A 17,871-nucleotide genomic window follows, 5' to 3' on the forward strand; every position below is an offset into this window, starting at 1 on the left:
ATAAAGTTATCGTAAAGGATTGGGAATTATTAGCGGATAAAAAAGGCCTTCGAATATCCGAGGAAACTATCTTGGCGGAATAGCTGACTCTACACTAGATAAGCATATGTATAATTTAAAACGATAGGTACCAGGTTCTATAACAATTCAGAGTTGTTTTAGAACCTGGTACCTTATATTACTCTTAGTGAATTAATTCTTTTTCATTGGTACTGATAATTGTACCGTTTCATTTTTATTAAACCAAAATCTATATTCATAAAGTTTCACAGGGTTATTTTTATCAAAAGTGTATAATATGTTAGCTAATATACCTTCTTTTATCGCCATTTCTACTTCTGCATCCAGTTCCCAACTCATTCTTTCTAAAGTCTTGATTATCAAATCTATTTTATCTTTATCTGTAATCATAATAACATCTTCATAAATTCCTTATTCATTAACTTTTTTTACATCGGCTCTTGTTAATAGTTCTTCTGTTTCAGAACAAGGAACAATCATAATTCCAAACAATAGAAGAGAAGTTAAACCAATAAATTTTTCAATCATAGCACTTCCTTATTTAATTTTCTAAATCTTGTCTCTTTTTCAATAGCCTTTCCTAAGCTAAAATTTATTCATAGAAATATTTTCTATTATTCCCAATATTAGAATGTTATAAGTGTTCTAATTTTAATATAATGAAAAAAATCTAGAATGATAGGAGAAATTTTCTTGTGATAAAAAAATACTCTACATTATTAATACTTTTAGTTCTGGCTATATCTATTATTCTTATTATAAATAAGGAAAACAATAATATAAATAGTAATAGTAAAGTTGAAGATTCTAATAAGTATTCCATAGATCTATCAAATACTCTAAAAGGATCTTATATGAACTTATTTGATGAGAACGATAGATTGGTCAAATCCTACTCTGAAGAACAAATCAAAAAACAATTAATTGACACGAAACTCTATAAACGGGCTCATGAAGATGGAGAAATATTTGCAGACTTTATTGATGAAAATGGTTTGATTATCAATCCACCAGAAGAAATCAAAGAAGAGGTAAAAGAACTTTCAAAATCAAATGAGTTTAAACTTTATGTACTCCATAGTTTTTCATTTAACAAAAATATATTTGTTGGGAGAAATAATAAAGCTTTTAGTAAACCTCAAAGTATAATTATTGAACCAATAGAAAAGTTTGAATCTATGTCAATTATCTTAGAAAACTCTACAGGTAATAAAATCAGAAAAATTGAAATCGGAAATTATCTAGGGGCATTAATTGTACCTCTAGAAGATTTTGAATTAGAGGATTCTTATTCCATACAATTAATTAACAATAAACAAGATAAACCTATCTATCTATATGGCGGAATTGTTATTTATAAATGACGAAACATATATTTGCTTAAGTATTTTCTTGTTCTCTTAACCTACTTTCAAAGAAAAGATCCCCGTTGTGCAATTTCATATTTTTAAAAGAATAATTACTTGGGGACTCCTCTTTCAATGCAACGTTAATTTTATTAAAGCTGTTTAGAAATTCATCATCAATTTCAACTTCGGTTATCCTTTAGTTGAACAAGGATAGTAGTATGTCAACACTAAATCAAACAACTTTATTAAGGGCTAAGATTTTATAAGCGACCGGACTTAGATAACCCAGTTTACTGTGCGACCGGATATTATTGTACCAATTGACATAATCGAAAAGTTCAAGAGACAGCTGTTCAAGGGTAGGGTAGTGCGATCCGTTGATGAGTTCTGTTTTTAAAATCTTAAAAGTCGCTTCTGCCACCGCATTATCATAAGGATTTCCTTTTTGACTTAGAGATCGCTTAATCTTAAATGTACTTAATAATTCATCGATACCAACATTTTTAAATTCAGATCCACGATCTGTATGGAACATTTTTACGTTTTGCAGAGGATATCTAACAGACTTAAAGGCACGCTGAACTAGAGCTGCGTCCTTTTGTTCTCCGACACTATACCCGACGATTTCTCTGTTATATAAATCGATTAAAAAACAAATATAATTCCAGTTTCCTCCTACTCTCACATACGTTAAGTCACTTACTAACACAGACATCTCTTTATCCACGTTAAATGCTCGATTTAATACATTTCGAACTGATTCTTCATTTGGAGGGGTAGACATTGGTTTATAGGATGGTTTTGTATATTTCGATTGAATTCCTAGTTCGTCCATCAATCGACCAATACGTCGTCTAGAGACTGTTAAACCAGCTTTTTTTAAGGCATCTTTTATTTTTCTGGTTCCATATACTTTACGATTCTCTTCGAAAATCACTACTATTTTATCTTTTAATTTTTGCTCTTCAGCTAGCTTTTCTTGTTCTTTTTGAATGGCTATTCCCGTGTCATGATAAAAAGTACTACGAGCTATTTTTAGGACTTTACACATTGCTAATACAGAATATTTGTGACGATTTTCTTGAATCACATCTATTTTCGTCCCATGATCAGCGCGGCTTGCTTTAAAATGTCGACTTCCATTTCGAGTTGCTTATTTCTCTTACGCAAGTCAATCAGTTCTTGCTCAACCGAAGATCGGTTGTCTTTCTCTTTAAAGGAGCCTGACTGTTTGAATTGAGTAATCCATCTGTCTAAAGCAGACGCGGTTAATTCATATTCTCGGGCAATATCTTGACGGCTTTTTCCATTTTCATATAGGGCCACCACTTGTTTTTTAAATTCTGTAGAAAACGTTCTTCTTTTACTGGACATAGTAGATTCTCCTTCTTGTTATCTATTATTCTACTTGCCCTTAATTTTACTGTCCAACTAAGTGTAGACTATTCAATTATTTTAAAAAATATCACAGCATCCAGTAACCTACATTTATTGTTATGACGCACTTTTTATTTATAAACAAGTAGATACTTTAACAAATGGTGTGCTTTACTTCAATAAGGAGTAAAGCCTTTTTACTAACGTAGCAGCGCGACAAGTTTTGTTATAAGCACTAATGTGTGAAAAAACAAGGGATTTCTTCGGAAATCCTAACTTTATAACCGAGGATAGGAATGATAAAACCACGTATTTTGAAACTATCCCATTGATACTCCTGCATGCGTCATAATAGACAGATTATGGGGTCTGAAGCTCAGGTAAAGTCGGCAGAACAAAGGCTGAAGCCACTCCTCACGGAAAAGGTATGCCAATGGATATGTCGGATGGCTGAAAAACTAAATATGGTGAGAATTTTCTTACGGAAAAGAACAGACGAACTTCCGAATGTACGGGTCTAAAGTTAGAGCATAAGGAAACTTGTGTACCATCCAACGATGGGGTGAGTGACGTGGAGTAAAAATTGCTGCTCTGAAACACGTTATACCGAACAATGGCGGTATCCAGCTCATAGGCTTACAGGAAGCACCTAAGTTTAGAAAAAGATAGCTAGGTTATAAGGTACTTGGAAAATAAGGAACGTTGGATCAAGGGCTGTCACCCGAAACGGTTGCTATAAGCTAAATGGCGAAATGCATTTGTCCTTATGAGGGTAGGGGTACGACCAGTGAAACCTCTGTAATGGAGGTGGAGGAACAGCCCCAAGTCTAGCGATAGGTAATAATTATTTTTCAACTGTGCATTGCACCGGTCTGGTAAGAACGTGGGAACATCATTTCATATAAGAATGATGCCACAGTGCAAGCTCTTCGATGAAGAGTAACTTGAAACTTATAATTAATAATACCATCGTTAGATGGAACGCGGAATGCTTGGAAACTGGCACGTTCCGTGCGGAGTAGGGGAAAAGCCAGAGATAACTTCAAACGTTTACCTATTACTAACGTTTAGTACAAGAGTGTTGTTTAACTTGTGTTCAATAATCGGGATATTTAGAAGAAAATGGAAGTTTAAATAGTGAGCAATTGAAATACATAATAAGGGGGACATTATGAAATTTTATCTTTCATCTTTTAAAATAGGAAATGAAGAACGGAAACTAATCGAATTAACGGAAAATGGGAATAAAAAAGTTGCATATATCAATAATGCGTTAGACTTTGCGACTGATTTAGAAAGAAAAAATAAAAGTGATGTTGCAGACGTAAGTGAACTGCAAAGAATAGGTTTCACAGTGGATATTTTAGACTTGAAAATGTACTTCGATAACCACGAAGGGTTGAAAGATAAGCTTGATCTATACGATATTATTTGGGTAAGAGGTGGCAATACTTTTGTTCTTGCACAAGCAATGAGATTAAGCGGTTTCGATGAAATCATTAAAAAATATTATAGAGAAAAAAGAGATATTCTATATGGGGGATATAGTGCAGGTGGTTGTATCCTTGGACCAACTTTAAAAGGCATACACTTAGCAGACGAACCTGAGCAGAAACCTTATGGAAATGAACAACAAGCTATATGGGAAGGTTTATGCATTTTGGATTATGTAATTGCCCCACATTATAAATCAGATTACAAAGAATCTAACGATATGGACCGAGCAATTGAATTTATGATCGAGAATAAAATTCTATTTAAAGCATTGAGGGATGGAGAAGTAATCATAATTGAATAGCCTAATCCCAAATTCTAAAAAGTTCCGCAATAGGGTGCGATTATTTAATAAGCGTCTCTGTTCTTATTCAACTAACGTGTGCATTTCGTGCCTGCTTTTTTTAATGAGTAATGGAGTTAAGTACTTCTGTTAATGTACTTAAATCAATAAAGCTAATGGAGGAAAAAAATGGAGAAAGTTCTAAATAAGATAGTCAATTTGGTTAACAGTAAGAATGAAAAAATCATCATTGGAATTTCGGGTCCTGGTGCATCTGGAAAGACAACGTTTGCCCATAATCTTATAAAACTTCTGGGAGATGAAGATGTGAATTATATCAATACGGACCCATATATCATCGGCTCTCATCTTAGGAAGTACACTTTAATTAACTATGAATATAAGAATCAACACCATCAAGATAAAATGACAGCCTGTCATCCTGCTGCTCATAATATATATGCTTTAGAGAGAGATGTACAAATGGTGAGAGATGCTTTAGATTTTTATACAATAGGCACAAATTATACAGAGAGTAAGTTAATTTCTTCACAAAACAAAGTAAATATTATAGAAGGTATGACCGTTGCCTTTACAGATCCCAATTTGTATGATCTAAAAGTTTACTTACATACAGATGGGGAAACCGAGCTGATGAGAAGGGGTATACGTGATGTTTCTGAAAGAGGAACAGATATAAATTATTTAAGAAAATCTCATGAAGAGCGTAGAATTCAATATGATTTATTTATGCATCCCTACTATCAAAATTTCGATATAGTTTTAAAAAATTCAAATGAAAGCTATATACTTGAAAAAAGTTGTTTTAATTAATTTGTTTTGTGAAATAGTGTACTTAAACTAACGGAGACTTTACTTCAATAAAGAGTAGAGCCTTTTTTACTAACGCAGCAGTTTGGTTGAACAAAGAGGTTTCTTTAGTAAGAACATAGAAATAGTTATTAAACAGATGATATTAGCATTGCTATTGTTTAGGAGGATAAAGGAATGACCCAAAACAAACAAGATAAAATCCAAAAGCAAAAAAAAATTCAAGGTGTATATAGAAAGATAAAACAACAGTGTTGAGGAAATAAAGACGATAAAAGTGATAACGAAATAGGTGTATTAATTGTAAAAAATTGTGTTGTTTTAGGGATTATACTTCTTGTACTGAATGCATTTATTGATGATTTTTAGATTTGGTTTACTGGAAATTAGAGCGTACAAATTTGTGAAAAAATGCACTTAAACTACCAAGAAAATTAGTTTCTTCAAGAAAAGGAAAATGACAATACTTAAGAAGACCCCTGCTTAATCGTAAAAAAAAAGAGGAGAGCGGATATTAATAAGTCTATTGATTTCGGTGGACTACTAGTATTGACTCCTATAACCATTTTCATTCTCTGTGGTGAAGCGCTGATTTTGCGCTTCATGGATGGCTAACGGGGACTTTACTTCCAGAAGGAGTAAAGCCTTTTTGCTTGTTGAACTAACGCCGCAGGTTAGTGAAGTAAGGCTTTGCTATAATAAAAATGTGAAAAGATGTTTTTTGAAATCAAATTCTAGGAGTGAAATTAAATGCCGTTGACTTTTGCTCATCCAGCAGTAGTTTTACCTTTTTCAAGAAATAGTAAATATGTTAATTTCTTTGCATTGGTATTAGGTAGCATGTCACCTGATTTTGAGTATTTTCTACGAGGAAAGCCATATGGTGAGATTGGTCATACATTCTTTGGATTTATAGCTTTTAATCTTCCTATCTTAGTAGTCGTTCATTTTATTTATCAAATATGTATACATAGGACCTTAGTTAGTCATTTGCCATCTGTATTGCAAGATACATATAATCAAAAAACAAGTTCACCCAGTTTGTTGAAAATATTTGTATTTTTGTTTTCTGCATTATTTGGAATGCTAACCCATGTAGTCTGGGATTCGTTCACTCATTTTGGAGGATTTATGGTGACAAACTTATCAATCCTTTCTTATACTGTTCATATTTTTGATTTTAATATCCCAATCTTTAAGTTTCTTCAGCACGGTAGCACAATAGTTGGTACTACTGTGATTATAGTATATATGTACTTTCGAACAGCAAGGAGTAGATGTAATAGTAATGAGACTACAAGACCGAAACAAAAATTCAAGTATTGGGGTCGAATAACATTGTTAACTGCACTTTTGTTTTGTTTATGGTATTTCATTGATAGAGTTTCGATTGAATTTTATGGCATTATTGTTGTTCGAATAATAGATTCAGCTTTGATTAGTTTGTTAGTTGTTTCATTATATTTTAATCACTTTAATAGAGCAAAGACAGGAGATCCTTTATTAAAGTAATGGGTGCTTTAGTAAAACAAGACCATCAAAAATGATGCTCTTGTTTTATGTACAATGTGAAATGTTACACTTAAACTAACACAGCAGTTTAGTTGAAGAAGGAATGGTAAAATTAAAGAAACATAATGAGGTGTGGCTATGCTTTTAAATGACTATATTAATGAGAATTTCGCTAACTTAAACCTTAGACCACCATTGTAATATAACTGGGAAATTGGCATACGGTTCGAATTAGGGGTGGAGTGGGATAGAGAATACAATTACGAAAAAAGTCCTTGGAAATTTTTGTTGTTGTAGATGTGAACGATTTTGGAGATGGAAAAACCTATAAGCATAAAGCGAGGATCTTTTCTCCCTATGTCTATGAAAAATCAATCTTATATAATTGAAGCATGCAGAAATGCTTTATATTTTCCCAGAGGATGATGAAGAAGAAAAATATAAAACCCATAGGTTTACTCTTAAATGCAAAGCATCTGATATGAAATATGTTTCATTGTTAAAGGCAGTATGCAATCAGGATTTAGGAATCCAACCAAGTATTTTTCATAGGATATATTTTTTAAATATCAAAAGGAGAACCATTTTTCACGTGTACGATGATAGAGGATGTGATTTGCTTGCTACCTCAATTGAATATATACGAGACATTTATAATACATACAATGATTGGATATTAAATTACGACAAGGATGCAATAGATAAAGTGTCTAAATAAGAATTAATCCTTATTGTAACGGAGGCTTTAGTAGAAGATTATTTTGCTGTAAATAATCTTCTTTTTTCTTGTTCAACTAAAGATGTAGTTTAATTTAACAAGAAAATAGGGAAATTAAACATATACCAGAACGGATGGGGGTTAATTATGTCTGAATACATTATTGATTTATCTAGCGATGTAGATAATGAAGAAGATTTCGAAATGACAGGAGATAACATTGCTTTAATAAACGTTATGGATATGAGTGGGGATGAAATAACGCAGAATTGTAGAGTACAAATTACTTTAAGTAAAAATGCTTTACTCGGATTAGGTACTGAGTTAATACGGTTAGCACACGAATATAAGGATAGTAAACATTTTCATATAGAACCAATAAACAAAGAATATGTAGTCCAATCTAAGGGGATTATGCTTCACCCAGAGAGTTGTGAACTTATCTTGGGTTGTGGAGATTTCGACTCATTTACTGAATATACAAAAGAAGAGGTTTAATTGAGATTGTGAAACATTGTACTTAAACTACCATGAAAATTAGTTTCTTCAAGGAAAGAAAAATGACAATACTTAAGAAGACCCCTGCTTAATCGTAAAAAAAGAGGAGAGCGGATATTAATAAGTCTATTGATTTCGGTGGACTACTAGTATTGACTCCTCTAACCATTTTCATTCTCTGTGGTGAAGCGCTGATTTTGCGCTTCATGGATGGCTAACGGGTGCTTTAGTGAAAATCGTTGAGCAGATCAGACAGCTCTTTTATCTTATTGAACTAACGCAGCAGCGCGACAAGTTTTGTTATAAGCACTAATGTGTGAAAATACAAGGGATTCCTTCGGAAATCCTAACTTTATAACCGAGGATAGGAATGAAAAAACCACGTATTTTGAAACTATCCCATTGATACTCCTGCATGCGTCATAATAGACAGATTATGGGGTCTGAAGCTCAGGTGAAGTCGGCAGAACAAAGGCTGAAGCCACTCCTCAAGGAAAAGGTATGCCAATGGATATGCCGGATGGCTGAAAAACTAAATATGGTGAGAATTTTCTTGTGGAAAAGAACAGACGAACTTCCGGAGGTACAGGTCTAAAGTTAGAACATAAGGAAACTTGTGTACCATCCAACGATGGGGTGAGTGACGTAGAGTAAAAATTGCTTCTATGAAACACGTTATACCGAACAATGGCGGTATCCAGCTCACAGGCCTACAGGAAGCACCTAAGTTTAGAAAAAATATAGCTAGGTTGTAAGGGACTTGGAAAGTAAGGAACGTTGACTCAAGGGCTGTCACCCGAAACGGTTGCTATAAGCGGTATAGCGAAATGCATTTGTCCTTATGAGGGTAGGGGTACGACCAGTGAAAGCTCTGTAATGGAGGTGGAGGAACAGCCCCAAGTCTAGCGATAAGTAATAATTATTTTTCAACTGTGCATTGCACCGGTCGGGTAAGAACGTGGGAACATCACTTCAAAAGGAATGATGCCACAGTGCAAGCTCTTCGATATTGGGATTATTACGGGATGACAGACACCTTTACAGACTTACATCAACGAGCCAAAAATAAAGAATCATTCCATCTGCTATACGACATCATCACGTCGAGGAACAATATTTTATTAGCGTACCGAATAATTAAGTCAAATAAAGGGTCGAAGACTCCTGGAACAGATGGTAAAACTATTGTAGACATAGAAAAACGTTCGGAGAACGAATTAGTAGAAGAAATACAAAGTAAGCTTAAAAATTATCGCCCAATGAAAGTTAGACGCAAACTAATAGAAAAAGATAACGGTAAGATACGACCATTGGGTATTCCATGCATTCTTGATAGAATCATACAACAATGCTTTAAACAAGTGTTAGAGCCGATTGCAGAGGCTAATTTTTATAATCATAGCTATGGATTTAGACCTTTACGGTCTACTCATCATGCGATGGCGAGAATTCAATTTCTAGTTAATCAGTCGAAACTCCATTACGTTGTAGATGTTGATATAAAAGGGTTTTTTGATAATATCAATCATACCTTGCTTATTAAACAGTTATGGAATTTAGGTATTCGGGATAGACAGGTTCTAGCCTGTATATCTAAAATGCTAAAAGCAGAAGTGGATGGAGAAGGTATTCCAACAAAAGGTTCTCCGCAAGGTGGCCTACTTTCACCGTTATTGTCTAACATTGTACTAAATGAATTGGACCAATGGATTGCGAATCAATGGGAACTATTCCCCCTCCATAAAAACTTAAAAACTAGAGAAGGTCAACTTCTTGCAAAAAAGCGAACTCACTTAAAAGAAGGCTACATTGTTAGATACGCTGATGACCTCAAAATCATCTGTCGAGATTGGAAAACTGCTGAAAAGTGGTATCATACTGTAAAGCTTTATCTAAAAGACCGTTTAAAACTTGATATTTCACCAGAAAAATCGAAGATTATTAATCTACGCAAGAATGAGTCTGCTTTCCTTGGTTACACAATACGTGCGAATCTTAAAGGAAAAAAGCGAGTCGCCCATACGTTTGTCAAAGCCGAAAAGATGCAGAAAATTAAGGCGGATGCAAAGAAACGACTAGAAATACTCCGAACATCGCCAACTACTCAAAATGCTATGCGCTTTAATAGTTTTGTCTTAGGGTTACACAATTATTTTAACAGAGCTACTCACGTCAACTTAGCGTTCTCACGCCTTGCCTACGAAATAGGTGCATCTATGTACAATCGTCTTAAACCTGTCGGTAAATATGAACATCCCAACAATCCGCCACCTGTCTATAAAAAGTTTTATGGCTTAGGCTCTAAAACGTATAAAATCGCCGGGGTATACCTCTTTCCTCTCGGGATCATTAAAACTAAAAATGTGATTGGTTTTACTCAAAGTATAACTCCATTTACCCAAGAAGGTCGAGTACAATTAATCAAACGGTTGAGTAAAGACATAAGACATGAAATAGTATTGTTAATGGAATCAAAAATACCGACACGAAGTGTCGAATATATGGATAATCGGATTAGCAGATACAGTATGAAGAAAGGGAAATGTGAAATAACAGGCATGTTCCTAACAGCACAAAACGTATACTGTCACCATTATATACCTAAGCATCTTGGTGGAAGCGATAAATTTAATAATTTACGTATCCTCCAAAAAGAGGTACATGAATTAATCCATATAACCGACAAAATTAAGGCGAATACTCTCATAAGAATTTTGGGTATCACTGAATCGATGTTAGAAAAAATCAATAAATATCGAGAAAAATGTGAGCTAGAAATAATCAAATAACCCAAATCAACATGAGTAACTTGAAACTTATAATTAATAATACCATCGCTAGATGGAACGCGGAATGCTTGGAAACTGGCACGTTCCGTGCGGAGTAGGGGAAAAGCTGGAGATAACATCAAATGCTTACCTATTACTAACGTTTAGTTCAATAAGAAAGAATGGAGATTAGAAGGAAAAAAATACATAAATGTAGAAAGTAATCTGTTAAAGATATTGGAAGGAGTTGATAGAATGAGGGAAAAGTTGCTAAGGGTTGGAACTACTTATATTCCAGTAACTAATGTAGAAAATTCTTATGAATGGTATGTTAACAAATTGGGGGCAGAGTTAAGTTATAAAGACGAAGACAAAGCAATTCTTAATTTCGCAAACCAAAGTATTTTTCTTGTTAAATCTAAAGAAAGTCAAAGTTCTAACTTCTATGATTGTTATGGTACAGAACGTTTTTCTATAACATTTGAAGTTAATGGACTAACTGCATTAGAGGCAATTCATAGAGATTTTACCGATAAAGAAATAAGAGTTGGAGAAATTGAAAACAGAGGACACTCTGGTAGGAACTTTGTTTTCTTTGATTTAGATGGTAATAAATTTGATGTGTGGAGTGAATTAAGTCCACTTTTCAAAGAAAAATATCTTATCACGCAATAGAAAGAACTATTTTAATCTTTAACTAACGAGGTGCTTGTGCGGCCGAGCCTAGGTCGTATCATATAGCGGGTGGGATTCCCGTCGAGAAAGAACTAGCCATTCACTCGTAGCGAGTCTTGGAGGGCTAATGGTAACATTAGCCTTTAAGCGTAGACAGTTAGGTGGCGGGCCGAAAGCCAAATGGTTGAAGGGATTGAGCTCCATAATGTTAGTAAATCGAGAGGGCTGATGCCTTAAGCACAGCAGAAAGCTACATTTTATCCATCGTTAAAGGCAAGAAGGATAAAACCTCTCTGGAGTCAGAGACCTTGGCACGTCACACATGGATATGATACGGCAACTCGGGAGGCCCTACCGGTCTTTTCTTCTTATAGAAGAGTATGGTGTACAAGCGATACTAAGCAAGGAAACCAAATGCCGATGTAGGGAGTCGGATAGCAGCGTAGTACCTATGAAGTTGGGTAATGCCGATGGAGGAAAGGCTGCTACCAGGTTATCACCCTTACTAGTGACACATTTACTACACACAGAGGTAGAGATAATAAATGGAAACTAAACTATTAAGGATAGCAGAATAAGCAAATCTGATCGAAAGAGATTAGGTACATCTTGTGAATGGTGACTTGGAGGAGCCGTGTGCGTAAATAGCGCAAGCACGGTTCTGTGAGGGGGGAGGAACACAATCTACCACAAGGTAGAAAGGTTCCCTTCTACTCGACTACTTCAAGAAAAAAGGAAAGTTTTTTTCTTGAAAATAAGAAAGTAAAAAGTACAGTTTTAGAATAAAAGTTAGAAAATAAAGGAATCCACAATAAGCACATAGCATATTTTGTCATAATGATAAATATTCCCTGATAACAAGGAGGTGTTCTTTTTGCAAAATAAAATTAAAATAATTATCTCTATCAGCCTTATTTTAGTGGTTTCTTATCTTATAAACATAGCATTAAAAGATGATATTAAGGAAATTGAAAAAGCTGTTTATTCTTTAAACCAACCATTTACTAAAATTGCTTATATAAAGCTTTTAGATAATAACCAAGCCATTGTATTTTATGAACATGATTCTGCTAATATAGATTATTTTGGAAATATAAGATTAAAGAAAAATATATTTGGATGGAAATTGGGTAACGGTAGTAGTAGTCAAACCGCAAATGATCATAAATTAGGTTGGAGCTTTTCAAATTTGAAGTATGATTTTTCAAAGTATACTGATGTACTAAGTGGAAAAATTTTAGATTCTGAAATAAAAGAAGTTTTTGTTGTTTCTAAGAATAATAAGGGATATCAAGCTAAAATTGTTAAATATAACAATGGAGAAAGGTTCTGGTACTTAATAACGGATGGAGAAGAATTACCAGGATCTACTATAACAGGTCTTTCTATTGATGGGAAAATAATAGAGGAGATAAAAATGTAATTAATTTCTCCTTAATTTACTAACAGATGCTTATTTTAAAATCTAAGAGTAGCAAGGTAACTCTTTTTTCTTGTTCAACTAAAGGTCCAGTTTAGTTCAAGAAGCAGGTTTTTTAAGATTGAGTTGAATAAGTTAATATATGTAAATTATTGAACGGAAAAGGTGCTTTACTTCAAGGATGGTTGGACTTTTTCTTGAACTAACTGGTCAGGTTAGCTAAACAAGGGTGTAGAATAAATCACTAATAATACATTTTAAAAGAGGGATATTATGAACAACTACCAAATTGTAAAAGAAGTAATTAATGATTGGGACCCGAAGCACCTTTTACGTTACACATCTGTGGATGAATATGACCCAGAAATAAGTCGCATTGTATTGCTATTACCAACTGCAACATCTGTTGAAAAACTAGCTGAAGTAATACATGAGGTCTTTGATAAAATGTTTTCGGTGAGTGAAGTACATTCGATTAATAATTGTTATCCAAGTGCATTAAAAATTTGGAACAAAATTAATAACAGTGAATTTCCGGATGTAAAAAAACGACATAATCTCTAAAAAAGAACAATAGTCAAAAGCGATATTATTAAGCTAGCGGTGTGCTTTAGTTATAGATCATGGGTTGCAAATGCATCTCTTTTTTTCTTGTTGAACTAATGTCACAGAGTGAAACAATTGTGATTATTAACCGTAGAATAATAATATAAGTATTCTGCATTCAATGAGAGGTAATGTTATTGTGTTTGGTATTGAACCGATAGTCTGGCTTAAGTTGATCTTCGTGATAGTAATTTTTTCATTATTGTTTATTATTTTTGGTTCAGTTATGAGAAGGTGGTTGAAAGTTGAAAAGAAGAAGCGTTTTTCACATAACCACGTGAATGACAGACACCAAAAAATCGATTGGACGATTAGAATAATTTTCATCGCTTTTATAATATTGGGATCTTTTATTAATGTCACTAGAGATTATACAGAACGAATTTGGTTCTTAGAGCCATGGTATTTATTATTCGGTTTAACTATATTGTCCGAGGCGGTTCGAGCATTGATGGAATGGAAAAATGGGGATAATAAAAACGCATATATTTTTACTTTAAGTCAGTTAATATTTAGTATGATATTAGCAATTTCAATATTAAGAACTAACTTGTTTGGTATGTTTTAACGAACTTTGTTCTTCAACTACCATGAAAATTAATTTCTTCAAGAAATGAAAAATGCAAACTCAAACGCTTAAGAATTCCCCAGCTTAATCATTAAAAAAAGAGGAGAGCGTACATTAATAAGGCTATTGATTTCAGTGGACTACTAGTATTGACTCCACTAACCATTTTCATTCTCTGTGGTGAAGAGCTGATTTTGCGCTTCATGGATGGCTAACGGGTGTTTTAGTCGAAGAACATGGTTTGCTAAGGCTACTCTTTTTTCTTATTGAACTAACAGGGCAGGATAGTTCAAGAAGGAATTTCTCTAAACTTGGAAGAATTTATATTCAAAAATATGTTAAGGAGCTTGTGAATTATATGGAATCCATTAGCAAAATCGAAGTGAAGCTACGAGATATCATAGAGGAAAATCTTCCTATCTTTTTCGAACAACAACTAGATTCAACGGCGAACTATATGGCTGCCTTTACAACAAAAGACCCCACTGATAAGGACGCATTTTTTGACCATTGGACAAAAATTATCGCTGACGAGACCATCACAATTAAGACTATATTATTCAATGGCATTGCCACTGGACACGTCTCGAACTTTGAACAGTTCGGCGAACCCGAAGTAAGCTACTGGATCGGGAAGGAATCTTGGGGTCAAGGTATTGCAACTAAAGCGTTGTCAGAGTTTCTGGAGTATATTAAGGTACGTCCGCTCTATGCTCGTGCCGCTAAAGATAACCTCGCCTCCATCAGGGTATTGGAAAAATGCGGGTTTAAAATCATCTCTGAAGATAAGGGTTTTTCCAACGCAAGAGGCAAGGATGTTGAAGAATTTATTTTGAAGCTTGAACCTTATGATATGTAATTTAATACCCTACAACGATTGGAGCGGTTCTTAACTAAGAAACCTTCTGTTTTTTAACTCCTATGAAAATTAAAATTTTCGATTTAGAGAAAAAGGCAATACGAAAGCAGCCGCAATTAACTTGTTTTTTAAAAAAGTGCAGCGCCTAAATGTGGAGTAAATTATTGGTGGACTAGGAGGCATTTGGTTCAGTGATTGTCACGTTGCATCCTAGGTTTTTAAGTCTGCGAATAGAATAGCGTACAATAGATTGTTCTTTTTGCTTGTCAAAGTAATCTTCATCTAAGTCTACGGACATTTCTTTGCGAGTTAAGAGATAGTAGGCAATCCTTAAAATTGCATGGGCAACAGGTATTCCTGCACGTTTTTTACCTTTTCGTGATGCTGACCTTCTATACATGGCACCAAGGTAGGTTTTAGATCCTCTGACAGAATGAGCAGCTTCAACTAAAGCAGACTTCAGATATTTGTTTTCTTTTTTCATGTTAGTTAATTTTCTTTTTCCTGCACTTTCGTTGTGTCCAGGTACTAATCCTGCCCAAGAACATAAGTAAGCTGCACTAGGAAATTGCTTCTCCATATCGGTCCCGACTTCTGCTAAGATTTGTTCGGCTATTCGAGTGGCAATGTCAGGAATGGAATCTAACCGTTTAATATCATCTTGGTGAGAGGATAGTCTAGTGGCTACCTCCAGATTTAACAGTTCAATCTGGTCACCCAGAAAATCAATATGATTTAGAATGGTTTTAATCATTAGACGTTGATGTGGATTGATATATCCACGAAAAGCGAGTTAAAGCTCATCCTTTTTCTTCTTCATTGTTCTTCGAGCGAAGCCCGCTAGCTTTTCAGGATCATCCTCGCCATCTGCGATGGCACGAAGCATGTCACGAGAGGAGACACCCATTATGTCGGAGACAACGGATCCAAGTTTACTATTTGCTCCTTCTAGTACCTTTTGAATTTGATAATGTTGTCTAGCACGCTCTTCAATAATACTTCGACGGTATCGAACTAACTCTCGCAGTTCTCGCTGATTTCTGTCGGGAATGAAACTTGCTTTAAGTAGACCGTGACGAAGAAGTTTGGGAATCCATTCGGCATCCTTAATATCGGTTTTGCGACCTGTTACTGCTTTCATATGTTGGGCATTCCCTACTAAAAACCAAACATTCCCATATTCTGGTAAGTTAACAATAGTTTTCCAAAATAAACCTGTACTTTTCCATTGCTACTTGGGTAAAACCATGCTCCTTGATCCAGTCGATTAACTGTAATAGAAATATAGTTTTAGTGGAAAACGTTTGAATCTCCTTTCCTTTTGGAGTCATAATGCAAGCGGTAATGGGATCCTTGTGAACATCCATTCCACATGCGCGTTCAATGATTACTTCCATTGTAATCATCCTTTCAACGGCAAATAGTATTGGAGGCTGGTGCAACAACCAGAGTAGGATTAATCTCCCATGAGTGCTTCCCGCAAGGGAGCGACATTCTCTGATGTACCGTGGTCGTTGGAGTCAGACTAACGATGAGCTCTATGGCACCATAGTTGGTCGACCTTTCTCTCCCAGCAGTAGTATTCCATACCCGTTTTTCATATTTTCATTCTCTGTGGTGGAGCGCTGATTTTGCGCTACATGAATGGCTAACGGGTGCTTTAGTTGAAGTAGGACCACTAAAAATGATCAACGTTTTTTATGAAACGGAATACTAAATCACAAAGAAAGAATCCACTTTGATCAATCTTTTTCAAAAGGATTCTTTTATTTTTGGGTAATATAAGGGAGAAGAGGTACTTTTCATCTTGCTCATTTTTATCGTATGTCTATATATTTCTTCAATTATATATACTCTCCAAATAACTCAGGCTTCCAACTGTGAATAGTGTGACTTTCTAAAGCGAAAATATCTGCTAAGTAAATTTCCGTCGTTTCTAACCGTTCATGTCCCAACGATCTCATAATGTCGTAATTAACGCAAAAATGATTGAAAATCGAGCAAATATTATGGAATAAAAGAAGAAATTGTTGTTTACAATCGAGTTTTAGAGAAGGATACAACGAGAACCGAACTTTCATATATTATTTTTCAAAAAGATAATTGGCGACCAAATTGGATGATTATGTTAATATTTGAATAAGATTGTGAAGGTTTACACTTAAACTAACGCCGCAGTTTAGTTTAATAACAATGGTATAAGAAAAAGTTAATAAGGTGCAAAAATGCTATTTAACGACTTTATGAATGAGAATTTCCCGAACTTAGATCTGAAACCTCCTTTGTTTTATAACTGGGACATTGGTATTCGGTTCGAATTAGGAGTGGAATATGATAGTGACTATTGTTACGAAAACAGTCCTTATCTTAAAGGAGTCTACAAAAGGGTTATTACTTTGTTTAAGTCAATGCATCTTCTCTAGATACGTACAGGATAAATCAGTTTTGAATAAGTTGAAGCACACTACACTTCCTTATGTTTTTCCCGAAGAAGATGAAGATGGAAAGTACAAGACGCATAGATTTATTCTTAAATGTAAAACATCGGATATTAAATATATTCCTTTGTTAAAAGCTATTTGTAATCAAAATATAGGAATTAAACCCATGATTTTTCATGATGTTTTTTTTATAAACATTAAAAACGAGACCATTTTTCATGTTTATGATGATAGAGGCTGTGATTTAATGGCGACCTCGACTGAAATAATAAGAGATGTTTATGACAAATACAACGACTCGATATTAGATTACGACAGAAATAAAATAGACGAGGTATTCAAATAAGCATGTCTCCATTGCAGTCAATGTTAGACAACCAGAACAAAATGATTGGGAAAGGTCACATTTACCTTGGGAATAATAAAAAAAAATTCCTAATGCCTGATAGCT

The 17,871-nt window shown here is 34.4% G+C and carries 13 protein-coding genes and 3 pseudogenes; 13 read left to right on the forward strand and 3 right to left on the reverse strand.

The features are described 5' to 3' along the window. Window positions 1-192: 192 nt before the first annotated feature. Window positions 193-411, reverse strand: a complete 219-nt coding sequence (locus PB01_RS09215) for a hypothetical protein (protein ID WP_151699937.1) — start codon at window positions 409-411, stop codon at window positions 193-195. A 305-nt stretch (window positions 412-716) separates the two neighbouring features. On the opposite strand from PB01_RS09215, the gene PB01_RS09220 reads away from it, so the two are divergent. Next, window positions 717-1,385 (forward strand): hypothetical protein, encoded by a 669-nt coding sequence (locus tag PB01_RS09220; RefSeq protein ID WP_151699938.1) that lies wholly within the window; start codon window positions 717-719, stop codon window positions 1,383-1,385. Window positions 1,386-1,602: 217 nt separating this feature from the next. On the opposite strand, the gene PB01_RS09225 is transcribed toward PB01_RS09220, so the two are convergent. Next, a protein-coding gene (locus PB01_RS09225; RefSeq protein ID WP_151699939.1) for an IS3 family transposase occupies window positions 1,603-2,744 on the reverse strand; the annotation gives its coding sequence in 2 pieces (ribosomal slippage) (window positions 1,603-2,498 and window positions 2,498-2,744; 1,143 coding nt in all). Between the two features lie 1,174 nt (window positions 2,745-3,918). Here PB01_RS09225 and PB01_RS09230 point away from each other — a divergent pair. The 11 genes and pseudogenes from PB01_RS09230 to PB01_RS09280 all read left to right on the forward strand — a co-directional run bounded on the left by PB01_RS09230 (window position 3,919) and on the right by PB01_RS09280 (window position 14,979). Further along, window positions 3,919-4,545: a Type 1 glutamine amidotransferase-like domain-containing protein gene (locus PB01_RS09230; RefSeq protein WP_151699940.1), complete on the forward strand. Its 627-nt coding sequence runs from the start codon at window positions 3,919-3,921 to the stop codon at window positions 4,543-4,545. Between the two features lie 168 nt (window positions 4,546-4,713). Beyond that, window positions 4,714-5,358, forward strand: a complete 645-nt coding sequence (locus PB01_RS09235) for a uridine kinase family protein (protein ID WP_151699941.1) — start codon at window positions 4,714-4,716, stop codon at window positions 5,356-5,358. Window positions 5,359-6,105: 747 nt separating this feature from the next. Continuing rightward, entirely contained in the window at window positions 6,106-6,867 is a 762-nt protein-coding gene (locus PB01_RS09240; RefSeq protein WP_151699942.1) for a DUF4184 family protein, read from the forward strand. Window positions 6,868-7,080: 213 nt separating this feature from the next. After that, a pseudogene (locus tag PB01_RS09245) lies at window positions 7,081-7,585 on the forward strand (DUF3885 domain-containing protein). A 147-nt stretch (window positions 7,586-7,732) separates the two neighbouring features. Beyond that, complete coding sequence (locus PB01_RS09250) at window positions 7,733-8,083, forward strand: Imm32 family immunity protein (protein WP_151699943.1); 351 nt, start codon at window positions 7,733-7,735, stop codon at window positions 8,081-8,083. 1,025 nt (window positions 8,084-9,108) lie between these two features. Further along, entirely contained in the window at window positions 9,109-10,872 is a 1,764-nt protein-coding gene (gene ltrA / locus PB01_RS09255) for a group II intron reverse transcriptase/maturase (RefSeq protein WP_151699944.1), read from the forward strand. Between the two features lie 234 nt (window positions 10,873-11,106). Then, the gene (locus PB01_RS09260) at window positions 11,107-11,526 is read left to right on the forward strand and encodes a VOC family protein (RefSeq protein ID WP_151699945.1); all 420 of its coding nucleotides are present in this window, start codon (window positions 11,107-11,109) and stop codon (window positions 11,524-11,526) included. Between the two features lie 874 nt (window positions 11,527-12,400). Beyond that, a complete protein-coding gene (locus PB01_RS09265) occupies window positions 12,401-12,949 on the forward strand; it encodes a hypothetical protein (RefSeq protein ID WP_151699946.1) in 549 nt (182 codons plus the stop codon). 270 nt (window positions 12,950-13,219) lie between these two features. Next, window positions 13,220-13,510 carry a DUF1871 family protein gene (locus PB01_RS09270; protein ID WP_151699947.1) on the forward strand — a complete coding sequence of 97 codons (291 nt, stop codon included), beginning with the start codon at window positions 13,220-13,222 and terminating at the stop codon, window positions 13,508-13,510. A gap of 163 nt (window positions 13,511-13,673) precedes the next feature. Then, a complete protein-coding gene (locus PB01_RS09275) occupies window positions 13,674-14,120 on the forward strand; it encodes a DUF4181 domain-containing protein (RefSeq protein WP_151699948.1) in 447 nt (148 codons plus the stop codon). A 358-nt stretch (window positions 14,121-14,478) separates the two neighbouring features. Continuing rightward, entirely contained in the window at window positions 14,479-14,979 is a 501-nt protein-coding gene (locus PB01_RS09280; protein ID WP_151699949.1) for a GNAT family N-acetyltransferase, read from the forward strand. A gap of 172 nt (window positions 14,980-15,151) precedes the next feature. Here PB01_RS09280 and PB01_RS09285 read toward each other — a convergent pair. Beyond that, window positions 15,152-16,376, reverse strand: a pseudogene (locus PB01_RS09285) (IS110 family transposase). 828 nt (window positions 16,377-17,204) lie between these two features. Here PB01_RS09285 and PB01_RS09290 point away from each other — a divergent pair. Further along, window positions 17,205-17,766, forward strand: a pseudogene (locus PB01_RS09290) (DUF3885 domain-containing protein). Window positions 17,767-17,871 lie beyond the last annotated feature (105 nt).

The organism is Psychrobacillus glaciei, assembly GCF_008973485.1.
GTDB lineage: Bacteria > Bacillota > Bacilli > Bacillales_A > Planococcaceae > Psychrobacillus > Psychrobacillus glaciei.